General features: G+C 37.8%; 14 protein-coding genes. 2 read left to right on the top strand and 12 right to left on the bottom strand.

Annotated elements, in window-relative coordinates; genetic code table 11:
- Nucleotides 1-71 precede the first annotated feature (71 nt).
- The 3 genes from LVD47_RS21830 to LVD47_RS21820 are packed head-to-tail and all read right to left on the bottom strand — an operon-like array spanning nucleotide 72 to nucleotide 6,215.
- Nucleotides 72-1,799, bottom strand: coding sequence for a RagB/SusD family nutrient uptake outer membrane protein (locus tag LVD47_RS21830; RefSeq protein WP_236980642.1), 1,728 nt, complete (start codon nucleotides 1,797-1,799; stop codon nucleotides 72-74).
- 11 nt (nucleotides 1,800-1,810) lie between these two features.
- Entirely contained in the window at nucleotides 1,811-5,221 is a 3,411-nt protein-coding gene (locus LVD47_RS21825) for a SusC/RagA family TonB-linked outer membrane protein (protein WP_236980640.1), read from the bottom strand.
- Nucleotides 5,222-5,261: 40 nt separating this feature from the next.
- Nucleotides 5,262-6,215, bottom strand: a complete 954-nt coding sequence (locus LVD47_RS21820) for a FecR family protein (RefSeq protein ID WP_236980638.1) — start codon at nucleotides 6,213-6,215, stop codon at nucleotides 5,262-5,264.
- A 231-nt stretch (nucleotides 6,216-6,446) separates the two neighbouring features.
- Between LVD47_RS21820 and LVD47_RS21815 the strand changes: the two genes are divergently transcribed.
- Both LVD47_RS21815 and LVD47_RS21810 read left to right on the top strand, forming a co-directional pair.
- Nucleotides 6,447-6,983 (top strand): RNA polymerase sigma factor, encoded by a 537-nt coding sequence (locus LVD47_RS21815; RefSeq protein ID WP_255785386.1) that lies wholly within the window; start codon nucleotides 6,447-6,449, stop codon nucleotides 6,981-6,983.
- Between the two features lie 843 nt (nucleotides 6,984-7,826).
- Nucleotides 7,827-8,444: a Uma2 family endonuclease gene (locus LVD47_RS21810; protein WP_236980634.1), complete on the top strand. Its 618-nt coding sequence runs from the start codon at nucleotides 7,827-7,829 to the stop codon at nucleotides 8,442-8,444.
- Here the strand turns inward: LVD47_RS21810 and LVD47_RS21805 are convergent.
- From LVD47_RS21805 to LVD47_RS21765, 9 genes are all read right to left on the bottom strand, one after another.
- On the bottom strand, nucleotides 8,441-8,623 hold the full coding sequence (locus LVD47_RS21805; RefSeq protein ID WP_236980632.1) for a hypothetical protein: 183 nt from the start codon (nucleotides 8,621-8,623) through the stop codon (nucleotides 8,441-8,443). The two genes, LVD47_RS21810 and LVD47_RS21805, sit on opposite strands and share 4 nt — an antisense overlap.
- Before the next feature lie 34 nt (nucleotides 8,624-8,657).
- Nucleotides 8,658-9,356, bottom strand: coding sequence for a potassium channel family protein (locus LVD47_RS21800; RefSeq protein ID WP_236980629.1), 699 nt, complete (start codon nucleotides 9,354-9,356; stop codon nucleotides 8,658-8,660).
- Between the two features lie 10 nt (nucleotides 9,357-9,366).
- Nucleotides 9,367-11,166 carry a TrkH family potassium uptake protein gene (locus LVD47_RS21795; RefSeq protein WP_236980627.1) on the bottom strand — a complete coding sequence of 600 codons (1,800 nt, stop codon included), beginning with the start codon at nucleotides 11,164-11,166 and terminating at the stop codon, nucleotides 9,367-9,369.
- 389 nt (nucleotides 11,167-11,555) lie between these two features.
- The gene (locus LVD47_RS21790; protein WP_236980626.1) at nucleotides 11,556-12,473 is read right to left on the bottom strand and encodes a DUF4412 domain-containing protein; all 918 of its coding nucleotides are present in this window, start codon (nucleotides 12,471-12,473) and stop codon (nucleotides 11,556-11,558) included.
- A 16-nt stretch (nucleotides 12,474-12,489) separates the two neighbouring features.
- A complete protein-coding gene (locus tag LVD47_RS21785) occupies nucleotides 12,490-12,999 on the bottom strand; it encodes a hypothetical protein (protein WP_236980624.1) in 510 nt (169 codons plus the stop codon).
- Nucleotides 13,000-13,028: 29 nt separating this feature from the next.
- On the bottom strand, nucleotides 13,029-13,355 hold the full coding sequence (locus tag LVD47_RS21780) for a hypothetical protein (RefSeq protein ID WP_236980622.1): 327 nt from the start codon (nucleotides 13,353-13,355) through the stop codon (nucleotides 13,029-13,031).
- Nucleotides 13,356-14,045: 690 nt separating this feature from the next.
- Entirely contained in the window at nucleotides 14,046-15,110 is a 1,065-nt protein-coding gene (locus LVD47_RS21775; RefSeq protein ID WP_439652050.1) for an endo-1,4-beta-xylanase, read from the bottom strand.
- Between the two features lie 225 nt (nucleotides 15,111-15,335).
- Complete coding sequence (locus tag LVD47_RS21770) at nucleotides 15,336-18,401, bottom strand: AAA family ATPase (RefSeq protein ID WP_236980618.1); 3,066 nt, start codon at nucleotides 18,399-18,401, stop codon at nucleotides 15,336-15,338.
- Nucleotides 18,398-19,618, bottom strand: a complete 1,221-nt coding sequence (locus tag LVD47_RS21765; protein ID WP_236980615.1) for a metallophosphoesterase family protein — start codon at nucleotides 19,616-19,618, stop codon at nucleotides 18,398-18,400. Before LVD47_RS21765 ends, LVD47_RS21770 begins: the two co-directional genes overlap by 4 nt.
- Between the last annotated feature and the right edge of the window lie 126 nt (nucleotides 19,619-19,744).

The following is a 19,744-nucleotide window of genomic DNA, read 5'->3' as shown; positions in this document are numbered from 1 at the left end:
CTCCCTCATCTTTTACTCAGCATAAGTAATAAACAAAGAACTTTTCCTTTGTTCAATCCTTGTCAGGACACTCAATACCCTGGATTTTGCACTAACTCTCCCTCCAGATTCTTTTCTATTTCACTGAATGGAATAGGCCATAATTCATTATGATCTTTATAAGTATCCCCATTATGAGGGTTATACTGCCTTGTCCTTTCTATTAATTTCCCTAATCTAGTCAAAGTTAATAATCTAAACTCCTCAAGATACAATTCCCTTGCTCTTTCATCCAAAATATAATCTATATCTATTTCTGAAGAAGTGATTTCAGGTGCGTGTGATCTTCTCCTTATTATATTAATATCCTCTGCTGCATTTGATAGATCCCCTGATCCTAAATATGCTTCTGCTCTTAACAAATAGGTCTCTGCCAAACGAATGGCATAAACATCTCTGAATGCCCTATGACTAAAATCCAAGGCGCCTTCGACCGTTTGATCAGGCAAATAAGCTGCATCCGGTTGTCTTCCTGGTGTAGAAGATTTAGTCATCCATGGATACATATTTCGAGTCGTATCATTCAAACTTTCCATTCGTATAGGTGAATTATCCTTAAAAATCCATTTTCCAAAATGATCACTGGCAGGATTTCTGATGATAAAATCCCGAACAATATTCGCTGACGAGTTCCGTAAATCCTGATCATATCCACTTCTTTTCCACAGAGTTTCAAAGAAAAAATACGTAGGTCTAATAAAACCTGAACTACGACCAGAGGTAAAAGCATTCGGCTGGGGTACCAAAGGACTAGTCGATCCATCATTGTTCTCTATTTTTGCCTGCCAGGCACGAGGAGCAAATATACGCTCTAATTCAGGCCCACCGGAACCTCCACCAGGTATTTCCCATTCATATTGTAAAACCCAAATGGCTTCAGTATTTCCTGTTGATCGATTTTGATTTCCCTGCCGAAACAGATCCCAATATACATCTGTATCATATTCAGGTATTAAAAATTTCTCATTTGCCCGTGTACCAAATCTTTCAGTCATCAAAGCGGTACTTGGATGATCAATAACCATTGACGCTGCTTCAATAGATTCCTGCCATTGTTCTAAAGAAATGTATACCTCAGACAAAAGATGGTATGCCGCTAACCTGTTAATCCTATGATCAGCCACATCATCTACATCCCCTAGATTCTTTGCAGCTTCTGTCAAATCAAGAACTACCTGCTGATATACTTCTTCTCGCGAAGCCCTGGTATAATCCCGTTTTGGAGCTTTTGTCTCCTCTAATACAATAGGTACCCCTCCGTACAGATTTGCAAGCATTTTATACATATATCCCCGAAAAAATTTAGCTTCTGCAATAAATCCTACTTTCTCAGCTTCAGTTAATTCATTCGCATTGGTGGCGGCTCTTTCAATAATCACATTTGCATCAAAAATGACCTGGTATGCAGGACGCCATAATGCATTGTAAATAAGCTCATTAGTAGGCAATAAGAATGTAGAAATATCCGAATTAAAACCCAGGTTTTTATGTAAGTACATAATATCTGTCCCTTGCATTCCAGCAGAAGGAAATTGATTTTGAAGATCGCCGGAATAAAACTGGTTTCTTACAAGAGTATGCAATCTCATTAGTGCCGCCTCATAATTATCTGCAGTAATATATGAATTTATAGGCGTATAAAAATCAATTGGCTCTGTTTCCAAAAATTCTTTTTCATCGCAAGAAAAAGCAAAAAATGCAATTAGAATAATCAGATAAACTTGATTCTTAAGAATAAATTGTTGGTTAAAAAATTTCATAACTATTGCTTTTAAAATTGAACATCAATTCCTAATGAAAAACTTTTCATAACAGGCCTTCCGCCTCTAGTAATTCCGACACCCGTTTCAGGGTCCCACCCCGGCCATTTGGTTAATGTGATAAGATTTTGTGTACTTAAACTCACCTTGGCATTTCTGAAAACAGTAGGAATAATGGAGCCTAAATTATAGGATAATGAAAGGTTTTGTAATCTAACAAAACTTCTGGAAGAATACCTGGTTCCAGCTATCCCCGACGCACCGCTAATACCAGGACGTTGGTACCGGGCATTTGGATTTTCTGGTGTCCAATAATTGAGTCCCTCCGGAAATGAGAAATTGAAATGTGACTCGCCATTAAATATTGCAAAAGAATAAAGGTTGTCCTCTCCTAAATACCTATTTTTCCCACCCTGGATAGAATTTATAAAAAATCGAAGTGTCCAATCACCATATTTTACAGTATTATTAATAGAGAACCTGTAAGCGGGCCTGGTATTCCCAATAATGCTCCTGTCATTTCCGTCAATCAATCCATTTCCGTCCAGGTCCTGAACTTTATAGGAACCGAATTCATATCCATCAAAAATTTCATCATTTAATTGCCAGAGGCCGTCTATGCTATAGTCAAAAATAGCCCCAATGGATTCACCGATAAAGAGTCCTTCGGATATAAGGTCATCTTCCTTTCCGTCTCCATCAACATCAAATCCCAACAGAGTATTAATTTTATTTCGATTATAGGAAAAATTAATGTCACTGGACCAGGTAAAATCCCCTTGATCCATATTTACCGATGAAAATGTAAAATCTACCCCCTGATTATGAACTTCTCCCAGGTTATCCGGGAAGGTTTCAAATCTGCTTATAGCCGGGATATCGACACTATAAAGAAGGTCTGAGGTGTTTTTATTATAATAATCGATTGATCCTCTTAATCTTCCATTCACGGTTCCAAAATCTATTCCAACATTTATTCCCGTTGTTTTTTCCCATTTCAGACTCGGACTTTCCAACGCTGATATCCACTGGGTCAAAAGAGAGGTCCCATCACCTGCCACATATCCTGGACTTCCCGAAACCTCCGCTAAAGTCTGATACCTACCTATCGTTCTATTGCCCGTAGTCCCATATGACAACCTTAATTTCATCCAGTTCAACCAATCCGGTGCTATTTGTTTATAAAAAGTCTCTTCTGATAAGACCCACCCCAAAGCCAATGAGGGGAATACACCAAACTTATTTTCTTCACTGAAACCCGAAAAGCCGTCCCTTCTGACTGTACCTGTGATTAAATACCGATCCATTATTTTATAAACAATTCTTCCCATATTGTAAAGACTAGATTCTTTCCAACCTCCAGATGATACTCTCTGTTGTTCGGTTTCAGATGCTTGCAAGCGATCATAACCCAGGATATGGTTTGAAAAATTAGATCCTTCTGCGTTTGTAAATGAATACTTTCTATCTTCCATCCCATACAACAATGTAATATCCAAATAGTGATTGGCATTAAATTCTTTGTTGTAGGATAAGATGTGATCCAAGCTCCAATTATATTCTACGGCATCCATTTTAGATCCATACCCTTGAAAACTAGACCCATGAGATCCGAAATAATAGTCTTTATTAGTTTTATAATTATTTCCAAACCTTCCCTGGTAAGACAACCCTTCAACCGGAAGTTGTATCGTACCCGTAAGATTACCATTTAAATTAATTCGCTTGTCATTAACATCCGCTTTTGCTTCGATCAATGGATTAACGGGATTTCCGTAGGGCCTTTGTACCAGATTATTTTCCTGGTCATAGGGATGGGCATAAGGCTCTATATAGCGATCAACCGGACCGTAATTTTGCGGTCCATAATTACTCGAAGACAAAAAAGACTGAATATCGATATCAAACCAATCTGTTATTTGATTCCCCAAATTGATCCGGGCATTAATTCTTTCGTAATGCTCATCCCTCATATAGCCTTCCTGTTTAGTATATCCCAGGGAGGCAAAGTAATGATGCGATTCCAAGTTATTGGAAACCGAAAGGTTGTGTTTTGTAGTATAAGGATTATCGGTTGTCACATAATCATACCAGTCGAAGGATCTACCTGCTTCAAACTGACTTATTTCATGGTTGGTCTTGAAATTCGTTGTCTGCGCCCAGTTTGGATTTCTCTCCAGATATCCTGAAGACTCTGTTCTGCTTTGCTCAATATCGGACTCTTCAATTTTTTTAATAAATTCATCCGGTCCCTGGGCAACCAATTCATGCCAGGGCTGCTGGAAAGAAAACTGGCTAGAGAAATTGATAACCGGTTTACCATCCTTGGATCCGCCTGACTCTGAAGTACTAATTAAAATCACTCCATTTGAAGCCTGGGAACCATAAATAGCTGTCGCACTGGCATCTTTCAAAATATCTACTGACTCTACATCATTAGGATTCAGATCTATTAAATTCCCTCTGTAAATGACTCCGTCTAAAACAATAAGGGGATTTCCTTCCCCTGATAAGGAAGTTCTTCCCCGAATGGAAATATTCGGATTTTCTCCTGCCCGGTCCACTTGCCCAACATTCAATCCCGGCACTGCACCTTGTAAGCCTTGCATTAAGGACACATTGGGTTGTTCTTCTAATGCTTCCATATCTGCACTTACCATTGAACCCGTAACATCCCGAACTTTCTGTGTACCATATCCGACGACTACTACTTCCTCTAACATTTCTGAATCTGAAACCAACTGAATTGAAACCTCTTTCCTTCCGTCTACCGGTACTTCCACTGTTTGATATCCGATATAAGAAAATATAAGAGTAGCATTCTCATTCACATCCTCCAATGTATAGCTTCCATCGAAATCAGTAGCAGTTCCATTATCAGTACCTTTAACGAGGACATTTACTCCAATTAACGGTTCCCCTGATTGATCCGCCACAGTTCCATTGATATTCAATACCAATCCTGTCAACTTTCTAGGCGCAGGTTTCCAGCCTGGTCTGAGGCTTATTTCAGCTAGTGGTCTAATCTTATGGCGAATCTTGTCTTTCTCCCCTTCTTCAATTATGTCCCCGAAATGCTCCATCATTTGTTTTAATGATTCCAGGCCCTCCTTGTCGTTCTTATACAAAATAACAAAACGATTGTCGTAAAACTTAAAATTCAAGTCCGTCTCCGACAATACCCCGGATATGGCTTGCTCAATCGATAGGTCCTTCTTTGTTTCATATTTTACAGTAATATTCTTGACCAACGTATGATCAAACGTAAAATACACCCCGTAATCTTTACTAATCTGCCGTATGGCTTCTACCAATGACATCTCTTTCTGAGCAAAAACTGGGGTTCCAGACACCCAGGTTGGTATAATCAGGAATATAAACATCCCAATAGTGCATAAGCACTTAACTCCTATTTTCCACATAATTGTATTGTATTTGTTCTTACTTAAATGAAGTTGTATGTTAGTTATTATTCGTTATCTCGTAAATTTCCCCGTTTTGTTTTATTATTATATTCATCGAAAGTTCCAGGGATTCTTTGGTAGCTTCCCAATTCATAAAAGGAACTCCAATATCCATAGGCTTGGCTAATAATGACCGATCACTACACTCAAACTCTTTTCCAAAAATATCACTAAGTTCAAGCAGGATCACTTCCAGTTTTTCTTCGCGGAAACTAATGACTCCATTTTTCCAGGAAGCGGCTGATTCTATGGTCTCATTTTCAGAAAGCTTAATTTTCTCGTTTATATTATTATAAATTACTTGCTCACCAGGTTTTAGCAGAACTTCCGTATCATCTTTCACATTCAATCTAACTTCCCCCTCTTCCAGATATACCTTGGTGTCATCTCGCCTCGCTTCTACATTAAAAGAAGTCCCCAAAACATTAATCTTCACGTTTTCCGTGGTTACATCAAAAGGTATAGCGCCTGACTCCCCGGATTCTATATGAGCCACTTCAAAAAAACCTTCACCCTCCAGTTTGATAATACGCCTTCCATTCTCCTGCCATTCTTTCAGCCATATGGCAGAAGAATTCGCATTCAGGGTCAGGCGGCTTCCGTCCGGCAAAGCTACTTCTTTCGTTTCACCATAATTTGTAGTGTATACGAGGTAATTATTTTGTTTCTGACCACCCCATATTCCGATCACACCAATTACTAATAGGGCTATTGCCGCTGCAATGCTAATAATCGGTTTCAAACTATACTGACTCCATGATTTCCAAATCATTCCATCCTGATTAGGGGACTGAAATTCAGAGGCCCAATCATCATCAATAATATCCTGTAAAAAACCATGCAATTCCGGATGCTTCCTAATTAATGATATCATTTCCAGGTACTCTGACCGTGTGGATTTCCCTTCCTTATACTTCTGAAGCAATATGTCAAATCTTTTTCGAAATTTCAATTCATCGAATATTTTCTATTACAAATACTACAACACATTATTTTGCATTACACCCCTAAAAAAGATCAAATCTGTACAGGTAAACTCCTTTCACCAAAAAAAAGACTAGTCAATTTTATTTTTTTTTAATTTTTTTCACCCTCTTTCTTATATTTGCCTAACAACGCATTGTTTCACACCGCTTTTCAAAGGATCAAATCACCCTAATGGCAAGCAAAACTTAGTGTGAAGATGGAAGATTTGTTAAAAAAATACCGAAATAGAATTTTCGGTTTCATGTTAAAATATGTCAAAATTCCCGAAGTGGCGGAAGATTTGACCCAGGAAGTATTGATTAAACTCTGGAATAACAAGAACAGGTTTCAGGATATAGAAGATAAGGAATCTTATATGCTGGCCATTACCAGAAACCTCGTAAGAGATCACTTTAAGAAACTAACCCAGGAAGAAAAATACCGTGAAGAGGTATGGTTATACGTACCACAATGCGATAACAATTCGCTTTACCGGGAGGTGCAAAGAAATGAACTCAATGAAAATATACGAGAAATCGTCAACACGCTACCCGATCGACAAAAGCAAGTTTATCAACTCAACTTCAAAAAGGGAATGTCCCTTAAAGATATTTCCAATCAACTCAATATCTCTCCTTACACCGCCAAAAACCACCTGGCGCAGGCGCTGAAAGTTATCCGATCCAAGATTAACCCGGAATCTTTTTTAACAGGATTGTTGATTATGTGTTGGGCAGTGGGAATAGTGACTTAACGTAAATAATGTTTAATACGAAACAATTATTTGGATTCATAGCCAACAAAGAACCCAATTATTGATTATTACTTTCCATTTTCTTTGCGTGCCTCCTGACAATGAATATCGGGACAGGCGACGAAAACAAAAAAGCCCCAACCACGAACGGGCAAGCTGGGCCGATATGGTCGGGATACTTTAATACTGGTAAACCAGGATTTCCTCAAATGTAAATACATCTACTTTGGTCTTTTCCGATCCAGCCACTTTCAGATTTGTACGAGGGTACAAGGTATAACCAATTTCAATTTCGTAGCGTATCTTTTATCCCTTTGTCTTGAAACAAAGGAACCAAAATTCAAGACAAAATAATCGCTTTCACACATAGCTGGCACCCGCACCCAAATATTTTGTCACCTGCTTTCACTTTGATCTAGTTTTGAATACAAGTGGTGTTGACTTAACTCCGTGAAGTATACGACCTCCAAACGTGGTGAGCCAATGTTTATAAACATGATACTAATTCTACAGTCATTACTTCACTCTCAATCTCTCGCTCTGCCGACTTTAAGTACTTTAGGCACTTCAAACTCTAAGTATTTAAACTGTCTAAAGTCCGTGAAGTGAATTTGGAAGCTTCTCGAAGTAAATGCCTTGAACGAACTGCATACCGCAAGCTATCCCCGTTTCGGGGCTTTAAGCCAAATGAAATAAAGCTCAACTACCGATTCTGAAAATCAAAAATGATTTATAATCTCGTGCACCTAAACTTTAGGGACTCTGAATTTTTGGACGCTTACCACTTTTTACGAGGGAACTTTTTGACCTCTATTCCCATTACTCCTTGTAAATTTGCAAATTATGGGGTATAAAACACCGGAGACAAAACCCATTACAAAGGTAGAAGACCTGGATTTTTCAAAAATCTATTCTTACCGTGATTATCTGAGCTGGACCTTTGAAGAGCGATTAGAGATCATCAAGGGCAAAATATTCAGAATGTCTCCTGCTCCCTATACTTCTCACCAGCGAGTATCCCAAAAGCTCAATTTCAGGCTCATGCTTTTTTTGCAAAACCACAAATGCGAAGTCTTTACAGCACCTTTTGATGTAAGACTGCCGGGATACACACCGAATGACGGAGATATATACACCGTTCTCCAACCGGATCTATGCGTTATATGTGATCCTTCCAGAATAGATGAAAAGGGTTGCCTGGGCACTCCGGACCTGGTGGTTGAGATTTTATCTCCCGATAACAATCGCAAAGAATTACACAATAAGTTTGACATATTTGAAGAATCCGGAGTGCTTGAATATGGGATAATACATCCGGCCGAACGAACAGTCGTCCAATATCAGCCGGACGACAAAGGAAGGTACCAGGCTTCCCGTCTGTGTACTATCGGCGATACGATTCATTCTGCAGTTCTGCCGGGATTTGAACTGAAATTGAAGGAAGTATTCGGAAAAAATTAAAGAAGACGCACTATCTCAATACTCTCTTCATCCGGATCTTTCCAGCAAATTTTCTTCAACTGAAATCCCGGAAAGTGTTGCGGAACACTATTTGACCTTTGGTCCAGGCAATATTTCCATTCCAATAGATTACTTTTCCCTGCATATCGAATATTCTGACAAATGTCACATATCCACATAATAATACATAGTTCAATACCTTAAAGTTACTACTTATGATACCGCACCCGTTTCCTCCAACAACCGTTTTATATCCCTCGTATGACCATAAATCACCAGGATCTCACCTTCTTTGAGAACTGTTTGCTTGGTAGCAATACCCTGGACTACAATACTTTCTTTCGAATATCCGAGAAAATTAGTAGTCTCCCTTTTCAGGAAAGTAGTCAAAGCAATTATATTAAACTTTTCAACCAGATCAACCTCTTCCAAGCTTTTTCCAACAAAAGGCTTGGGCACATTTATTTCTACAATGTTATAGGCCCCGGTTAAATGAAATGATTCCAATACCCCTTTAATACTTAATTTTTCAGCCCATCTTTCAGCAGCCTCTTCTTCGGGATTGATAATTTCATCCACTCCCATAGTCTCCAATATTGTTTGATGCGTCTCCGATACTGCCCGACTTATTACTTTTTTTGCTTTCAACTGCTTCATAATAGCCGTTGCCATGATATTTGCTCCTTTATCTTCACCAATACACACTACTACAACATCTGTATCTTTTATAGGCAATTCCTTTGCCATTACAGGATCAGTGCAGTCAATGGATACAGCATGCGTAATCTTTTCCTTCAATGTTTCTATTCGGTTCACAGAAATGTCAACACCCATTACTTCATTGCCAGCTGCTGTCAATTTAACCGCTAACGATGAACCAAAACTACCAAGTCCAATAACTATGTATTTCACGTAATTGATTTTAATTAATTAAAATTTCTTCGGTCGGATACTTGTATTGTAAATACCGTACTCTCCTAAAAAAGGCAACTAAAATAGTCAGCATTGTTACCCTTCCAATGAACATCGTCAAAATAAGAACGACTTTGCTTGCATCGGTTAATTCACCTGTTATCCCTAAACTCAACCCGACAGTACTATATGCAGAAAACACTTCAAATGCGATATGAAGCAAATCCAATTGCTCATCAAATATAGCAATGAAAAAAACTGAAGTACCAATCACTATCAATGAAAGGGAAATAACGCCAAAAGCCCTTCGAACCGATCCATCAGAAATTTCCCTTCTAAAAAGATCAATCCGGTCTTTCCCTTTCGCCAGGCTAATAAAATTCAATGTAGCTAAGGCAAAGGTAGTGGTCTTTATACCACCACCTGTAGACATCGGGGAAGCTCCAATCCACATCAGAAAAAATACTAACATAAGGGTAGAAAAATTTAGTCCGGCAAAGTCAATAGAGTTAAAACCGGCAGTCCGGGGTGTTACAGCATTGAAAAATGCCACTGTAATTTTCCCCACCAAGGAATGCTCTGCTAATGTATTGTTATATTCAAAAATAAAAAAAGAAAAGGTACCAAAAAGGATCAAACAAAGAGTGGTAATCAATACAATTCGGCTATTGATATTAATAATCCACGGGCGATGCTGAAATGACTTTTGTGTCATTAAAGATTTAAATGTACTAATGATTTGATATTGAAGGTATTTTACAAAGTTAAACACTATCGGGAATCCAAGACCACCAAATATAAATAACAACGCTATGATTATTTGCAAAGGATAATTAAACCGGAATGTAACTTCGTATAGACTCTGGCTCAATGTAGAAAAACCAGCGTTACAAAATGCAGACACTGAATGAAATACAGAAAAAAATATCTTTTCCGAAAAAGATGTAAAGTTGTTATAATTGAGGGAATGATAAATCAATACTCCTCCAATCAACTCCACACCCAGAGTGAAAAACAAAATCTGCCGTACCATACCATACGCTTTGGTTAGCCTACCTGAATTGGATATTTCTCCCACTAAAAGTCGTCCTTTATAACTCGTAGATCCTTTGAAAAAAGAACTAAAAAAACTAGTAAAGGTCATCATCCCAAGGCCGCCCAATTGAATCAATATCATTATTATATATTGCCCTATCCTGGTAAAGTCTTTCCCCGTATCGATAACCGCCAACCCGGTCACACAAACGGCACTGGTTGAAGTAAATAATGCATCGATCATTGAAATACCATTGGAAGTAGCATTTGGCAGTTTCAATGCAAAAGCACCTGCAAGAATAGCCACAAGAAAACTTCCCGTAAATAATTGTGCCGGGTTGAAATTATTAAAAGATTGATTGATATTGGAGGAAAATATTTCCCGAAATAGATGTAGCAACAAAGTAAAAAAGATCCAAATCCAAACGGTTTGCAGGGAGTATTGCACTTCACCATTATTTTGGCCAGACCATAGATATTGAATCATAGCCAATAAGGAAGAAAATATCAAAACATCAAATAACCAAAGCTTTCGAGGCGGCCTTTTCCCCTTATCCAGATACCTTAACAATAAAGAAAATGCTCCCATCAACGCCGTAATAATATAGAGTTGATTTATTCTGTATAATACGTGAAAATCTGGGTGTCGAAAACCAATATCATAAATTAAAAAAGATATAGCTATCGCACTGGAAATTACGGAGAGGTACCGGAAGATTCGATGGACTTTTCTTGCTATCCTGGAAAATGTTCGAACATTAAATCCTTCACTCATGACGTAATCAGGAAATAAATTATATGGGCAAGGTAGCGAAAAATTAATTTATCACAAGAAATCTTCGCATGAGTTTCTTTTTGACCTTACTACCCTATTTTAGAGCACCCTCTAAAATAGGTCTATGTCACGCCATTCCCACAGGGATTGCTCGCTGGGGAAAACACAAATACACAAAAAAGTACGAATAAACTTTCATGAAATTTCTTGCCCCCACCTAAGTCCGTGGGTAAACGTTAGGGTGTTAATGGCCTGGATAGGTAACATCGGAATACATGCTTCCCCATTTTTATCTCCCTGTTTGTATTTCTTTATCTACACTTGTTTAAATTGGTATGCTGGAAGTATAATTTTGTAACCATAGGGCACCAGTAAAATCAACAATTTACTTACTGCCCCATCCCCATAGCTTCATAGTCAGCCGTTTTTAATGTCAGGTCTTTGGATTCTACAGATTTGGTTCTCAAATACGATTTTTTGCCATTCTTTCTTTTAGTCATCTCCACTTCCATAGGAAATCCTTGTGAAAGATCGGGCATTCCCATTTTTTTATTTTCAGCATATGCTTGCTGAAAAATTGAGTACAATCCATTTGTCACATCCAAATCCTCTGTAATCCAGGCATTCTGAATATACTCATCGGTAGTAATAATATACTCCTCACAGGAATAACCGCTTATCGTCCGGGTTTTCCCCGTTTTTTTAATGCTAAATTCAGAATCTTCACCTGATTCTTCCTGCTTATCAACCATGTACGACTTCATTTTATCTGTCATAAATGGCATAGAAATAAGACTCTTTTGACCATCAGAATTAGTAAATACAGCGATATATTCATCTTCGGGATTCATTACCGTAAATGTTTCAAAATCACTTCCCTCAAAAGGCTCCGGACTCATACCAAAATTAACCCCATCAGGCTCAAAAAACATATACATTTCCGTCTTTTTACCTTTTTCATCTTCACTTTCCCATATTATCCGGGTATCAAATGAAAAAGATTCCGGCAAATCGGCAGTATTTACACCCCCCAGCATTTCCTGCATCATCCTCATTCCCCTTCTTTGATCTTCAGCAGAAACGGAATCACTATCTCTACCTTTCACCTCCCGGTCTTTGGTCTTGAATAAGGAATCCAACATTCGCCCGGTTTGCTTTTCAGCTTCTTTTTCTACTTTTTTCTCAACCGCTCGATTAGCACCCCGCTGAAGAGCCCTTTTCAATAACTGGGCTTCAGCAGTCTGAAATCCAAAAAGAAAAACAATTGAAAATAGCAATGTTCCCGTTTTATACCTCCTCAAATTCATAACATTTATATTTACTTTAAAATTTCAAACATACACCGGCTTTAAGCCAGCCATAACTATTTCCCAGTTCAGCATAAGCACCAAAATTGTCTGAGAAATAATATCTGCCACCTATATGAAAGCCGGGATAAATTCCACTTCCTATGCCAAATGAGAATCCCGAATAACTAAAATGCCGGTAATACAAACTCAACCCGGCGTAAACATCCAATTGATCATTATCAATATTGAATAATTCATTGAAGTGATAATATCCCTTTGGCCCGACATATATGGCAGTCAAACCACCTCCGGAAACAAATCCAAATTCACCTCCTACTCCGATCGCATCAGTAATTCCATATTCCACTCCTCCTCCCAATGGAAGACCCAATCCACCAGCAAAAGTAAAGGTAGAACCTAATCCGATTCCAGCATTAACTACAAGGTCTCCTTCCTGAAACGAAATACCTATAGACTCCTCCTGGGAATATGAAAAACCTATTCCCAAAATAACCATTATTAAAGTAAAAGTCAATTTTTTCATAATTATTTCTTTTATCATTATTGTAAATACTATTGGCAACTTAATGTATTAATACCATCACGGGCCTCATCAATACTCTGCTGATAACTGGCTCCCTGGCCAGCATCAATAGCACATTGTTCATACGATTCCAATGCATCGATATAGGAAAGGGCTGCAGAACGAAACTTCTCACAATTTTCTTCGGTCGGATTAGCAGCATAGGTTTGTACCGTCTGGGAATATTGCTGAAGTTCGTCTTGGGTAGCTTCAGCCAGAACAAACCCGGAGTGACAATCTACGTTTTTGTCATCTTTACTGCAAGATACCGCCACAATAGAGATCAGAAAAAAAACACCAAATAACAATTTTCTCACAACATTTATTTTAGAATTAAATAATAAAATGGTTGGTCATACACACTACTTTACCATTCCTCCAAAATTACAAAACAGCTTAGTTGTAACTATCAATGAAAACCACTAAAAACGAAATTAGCTGAAAGTATGGAACGCAGAAAAATTAGGAAGTAATAAGTTTTACGTTATAGATTATCCTTATTTTATCGGTTCTGTAAATCGGTTCCCCAATAGGATAGCATAAAAAACAATTTGATCAATTTTTTAATACGAATATCAACAGTTAAACTCTGCTACAGTAGGTACTTCCTTTTCATGGTATTTCTTAACCACTTATGCAATAATTAGCCTTCCTAATGTAATTTTGCCCCCATTAGTAACATTCCTATAGGCGAAGCTATATGATCATTTTCCAAGAAATGGGGTAGTAAATTGTCATTATGAACTTAAATACCTTGATTAGATTTAATTTCAAAGGATAGAGCCTGATTTTAAATAATGAGGAAAGACAAGAAAATTCGAATATATAATAGATTATTTAAAAAGCGCTTTAGAAAGAAGATCGTTGTTCGCAAGGGCAAACTAAAACGCTAAAACACTTATACAAATTGAAGATGGAAGATGAAATTACTCCATCTCCCTATCTTAATCTTAATAAAGAAGTTATAGCTGATATCAATTGAAAAAGAAATTCCAATGCCTATTTCACTATTCCTCCCCGAGAATCTCTTTGATGAATTCGACCTCCCCTTCTATATACGGAGTACCATCGTACCTAAAAATATCATGGAACCATAATTCAGGCTCAGCGGTATATTCCTTTCTCCAACTATCCCAGGGATATATCGTCTGCGTTTTCCCACTCACAAATCCCCAATTGTACATGGCTACATTGTATTTTTTGGCTAGCGGTAAAAACCCTTCAAAGGTACTCTTGTTGGGTCGGGCCATGTACTCAGTACAGAGCAATGGTCTGCCGTAACGGCTCAACTGTTTGATTTTCTTCTCGAATGAAACAGGATCATCATAGCAATGGAAACTGATTATATCGGACAGTTCGATTTGAAGTTCTTCAATAGGTTTCAGGGATTCATCAGAGGACCAATCTCCGTTCCAGACACCTGAAGTCAGCGGTTGCGTAGGGTTTACTTCCCGCGCCCATCCAAAAGCCTTCTCCAATAATGGCAACACATATTCCACTTTATTTTTCAACTCGACATCCCCATAAGCACTGACGTTGGGATTGTCCGGCTCATTCCAGATATCCCAGGCCAGTATTCTCTGATCAGCTGCAAAATGTCCTATAACTCCCTTTACATATTTTTCCAATCGCGGATATTCCGTAGGATCCTGCAAGACGTCAATGGAAGGACTTTGCACCCATCCCGAGTTGTGGACATGGGGTCTGGGAGCTCTTTGCGGACCGGCTTTGGGATACGGGTCCCATACAGCATCGAATATGACAAACATTGGCCGGATACCATGTTTTTCGGAAATGTCCAAAAAAGTATCCATGCGATCCACTAACCCGGAAGGATCGTTTTTGTACACCAGGTCGTGCAAATACACGCGCATTGTATTCATCCCTAGTTCCGCCGCCCAAGCCAGTTCCTTGTCAATTCTTTCGGGGTCAAAAGTTTCTTCTTGCCACATTTCCAATTGATTGATAGCTGAAGCAGGATTGAAATTAGGGCCCACCAGCCAGCCTTGTTTCTCGTACCAATTATTAGCTTTTTCGACCGACCATATCTTTTGTTCGTTATCCCCGAACATTATAGAACCCCACTCAAAGTCCTCTCCAACATTAATAAAAAGAAGTGGAAAAGCAGCTAGAACAGAAAGGATTAATTTCATCGTTTTCAACATTTAATGACCAATACATTCAAATTAAACCATTCAAAAGTATTGATTATGACAGTCTAAAACAACCTATATAATTTCTTATACCAATAATTTTATATCAAGGTTATACCTATATTAATCATTAGAATGATATTCTTAATTTTCCCAACTCTTAAGTATTAAGCTACCATGTTCCGTATTATTTTCAATCCTAAGGTGCATATCTATTTCAGTCTGTAAGTCCTCAACATGAGAAATCACACCAACTACTCGTCCTTCTTTACGCAAGGATTTAAGAGTATCGAAAACAAGTTGCAGTGCACTAGAATCCAATGTGCCAAACCCTTCATCGAGAAAAAAGAAATTCTGGTGAGCACGATTCTGTTGCTGAAGCGTTTCTGCTAATGCAAGAGCTAAACAAAGAGACGCCTGGAAGGTTTGCCCTCCGGACAGTGTTTTAATATTTCTTAAATACCCATTATTCAAAAAATCCCTAACCAAAAAATGATTATCTTCCGAAAGTTCTAGTGAATAATGATTATGGGTCAATTTTCTAAATCTTTGATCCGCAATGCTGCATATTTCCCTTAAATAAATAGTACTCACATAATCTACAAAACCATTCGCACGGAACATACCGGCCAGAATCTTTAGATTCTCCTGCCTGGTTTCCAACTCTGACAATTCCTGTTCCAACTCCTGTTTTACCTTCCACTTGCGATTTGATTCTTTCAACTCATTCTTAAGAATACTTAATTTTTCACGCAAATCACCTACCAATCTCTCGGTTTGGTCTACTTTATCATTTAAAGATTCAAATTCTGTTATATCAAATTTTCGGTTCCCGATATGTTCCTTTGTTTCTTTTATACCCACTTCCAAAGAATGGACTTCTTGCTCATGTGTACGGATTTCAGTTTCCAATTTTTCAACATCTATAGTGCTTTGCAACAAATTCTCTACTTCGAGTAATGAATTAAATGAAGAATTATCAAGCTTTTCTTTTAACTGGTCCGAAAGCTTTTTTAACGAGGATTCCTCTTTTTCTAAAAAGCCGGCTTTCGTTTGTAAGGCCGTACTTTTCACACCGAATAATTCCTTGACTCTTTCTTTTTCTACTTTGATTTTCTGGTAATTGGATTTTTCCTTTTCAATAGTCTTGAACAGGGAACTTGAATAATCTATCCATCCTTCTTTAGTCCTTTTCCCCATTTCTTGCAGCATTTCCGGGTTAATCTCTTTCTCCACGGAAACCTTGCTTCCAAATAACTGATTTAATTCGTTATTTATACCGGCTACGGCTTTTTGAAATTTTTCTAAATTTTCTCGTATTTGCTCTTGCTTATTGATTTCAATATTATACTTTTTGTCCCATTCGTCAAGGTCCTTTTTTATCTTTCCGGTTGTCTCCAGTAATTGATCTATAGTTCCTTGTGTTGGATATTTTCCCCTGTAACCAGACAGTTGGTTTTCAATTTCATTCTTTTTACTAACCAATTCCGATTTAATAGCAGCCTTCTTCTTAATCTCTACATCCAACTCCCTTTCATCTTCTTGCAATCTACCCCACTTCATAATCTTTTGATCAAGGTCTTTTACCTTCTTTTCGGATTTTTCTAATAGTAGTTCTGGCTCACTCATACTTTCCTGCACAGTTCCAAATTCCGAAATCGAGGGATGAGATTCTGATCCACACAAAGGGCAGGGCTCACCTTCCTTGAGACTCCCCGCATAATCAGAAAGCCGTTTTTGCACAGACAATTGATTTATATGGTTACGATAATCCCTAACCTTTAATTCTTCCAAACCTTTTTCCTTGTGTAAAAGATCCGTTAATTGTGACTCTATAACTTCACCCCGGTTCAAAGAATCTATAAACTGTTTTTTGGATCCGGAAAATTTTTGAATTCTTTCTTTTTCATCCGTATCGACTTCCTCCATTCGACGACGGACCTCTTCCAAACTTTTCCAAAGTCCTTTTAGTTGAAATAATACATCCCGATCTTTCACCTGTTCTTTGGCTTGTAGAATTTTATCTTTCAATTCGGCTACTTTTGACTCCGATTTTTTTAATTTAATCTTTTCCTCGTCAATTCTTTTTCCTCCATTTTGGATACGGGTTTCTTTTTCTTTTATATTTCTCTCGATTTCTATTAATTGCGCCATTTTTCGTGCGTCCTCTCCTTCTTTCCTTTTTGATTCATGTTGCTCGACATTTGAACTCAAGGATTCATACCTCTCTCCTAAAACTTTTAGATTTCCTTTAGCTTCAGATACCTCGATCTTTAGCTTATTAATTTCCGCCTTTAATTCTCCAATAGATTTTTGTTGGATACCTACTTGCTTAATGAAATGTTCAAAATCCTTGGATGCTTCCCTATATAAAGAAATTCTGGATTTGATTTTTTGTATTTCTTTCCCTTTACCTAGAATTGAATCCAATTCATTTTGCTTTTTTGCCAATTGATCATACCACTGTTTGAGTTGTTTTTGTTCATCCCTCTTGTCTCTGCATTCAATATAGGATTTGTGAACTGATTCATATTTAGCTTCAGTATTTGTTATTAGCAACTGATACTCCTTCAATTTCTCCCTGTTGATATCAACAAATCCGGTTAAACGACCTTCCAAATGGTGAACCTTTTCTGTAGTTTGCTTCTGTAAGCTTGAAGTTTCCTGACTAAAATCAAACTTACTTAAATTAAACAACTCTTTTAGCATTTCAGACCTATGCGAGGGAGAGAGTTCCAGAAATTCCTGAAATTTACCTTGTGGGATTATTACAGTCCTTCTAAAGTTTTCATATGTCAATCCTGTAATTAGTCCACCGTCCGTATGATCCATCACGACCCATTGATCTCCTTTCCATTCAAAAGCTGTACGTTTATACGTTCCTACATCAGTATATCTACGGCTATTTCTTCGCCCCTTGCAAACAAACCTATAATTTTTCCTGTTATAATTCTGAAACTCATAATCAATCAATAGAGAATCCGATTTTAAATTCATCATATTGTAATTTCGATCATCCCCACTTTTATTTAAACGCTCACTATTCCCATAGAGTGCTAAAGTTATTGCTTCCAGAATAGAAGATTTACCAGAACCTACTGATCCAAAAATTCCAAATAATCCAGCCCCCAATAACGGATCAAAATCAATAGTCTGGGGCTCACTTTGATAGGAATATAGTCCTTGTATAGTTAGTTTAACAGGAATCATGATTTACGAGATTGAACTTCTTTAAATAGAGACATCAATTCTTCAGAAGGATTTAGACCGTGCCTGAATATAAAGTAATCCGAAAACAACTCCGCTATATTTTTCTCAAGGTTAATCTGGTGTTGATTCAGCTTATTAATCTGCCCATCCTCAGTTTGGATTTCAGGTATTAAGGTAATAATGCCATCATGGGCCTGATACAGTCTTTTTCGATCCTCAGATGATAAGTAATCTTTCATTGCTAAAGTAATTTCTACCAAACATTCCTTATTTTCCATCAACCATTCTACAGCCCTATCTATTTCCTCAAATCTCTTTCTAACCAGTGGACGCCCTGCGGATAAAGGCAAAGGTCTATACTGAACCGGCTGAGCAGGTTCTATGTCAATGAGAACCGCATATTTTGTTTGACCGGACTCGGCAAAACTATATGAAAGTGGACTACTACTGTATACCACCGGGTAATCCTTCCCCTTTACTATTTGATACCGATGTAAATGTCCCAACGCTGCGTATTGGATCCTATCAGGTAAATTTTCCGGATATATAATTTGAGCATTACCAAGAACTATTGGTTTTTCCCCATCCGGTTCTTCAGGAATTTCCTTTCCTCTTTCCGCTACGAACAAATGTGACAATAAGATATTCGCACCTTTATTATCACAATATTTTTCAACCAGGTTGTTCCAATGAGAAGACAAAACTTCTCTCATTTGAGCTTCCGGATTTTCAATCCCCAAAAAAGTTTTTAACCTGTATTCATTTGCAAAGGGCGTATGTATAACCCTTAAAGGGAAATCAAATTCATCCCATTCAATTTCTAAAAACCCGTGGTCAGATTTTGAAATTCTCCATCCCGTATCCATAGAAAAAGGCTTTACCAAAGTTTGGGGATGCCCTGACAAAATAATACCACAAGCACGTGCCAAAGGATCTGATACTTCAATTCGATCCGGGCTATCATGATTTCCGGCGATGGCAATAACCGGTCGTTTACCATTATTCGATAATCGTTTCACTGTATTGTAAAATAATTCAATGGCTTCAGTGGTGGGATTAAAATTATCATAAAGATCACCCGCCACGATCACTGCATCTACCTCTTCTGAATCTGCAATTTCGATTAATTCATTCAGAACTTCACGCTGTTCCCCGAGTCTATGAAAATGATCTAATTTCTTTCCTATATGCCAATCTGCCGTATGGAGTATTTTCATGAATTCGTTCAAGTTTGCATCAAGTTTAACAAACTTTTCCGGGAATAACAATTCATTTCAAGCTCAATTCACACCTATTCAAAATTATACTATAGCATCCTCTCAATACACAAATAAAATTCCTAT

Source organism: Membranihabitans maritimus (assembly GCF_021729145.1).
In the GTDB taxonomy this organism is placed as follows: Bacteria; Bacteroidota; Bacteroidia; order Chitinophagales; family Saprospiraceae; genus Membranihabitans; species Membranihabitans maritimus.
The sequence above is the reverse complement of the archived record's forward strand: the minus strand, read 5'-3'. Positions and strand labels throughout refer to the sequence as shown.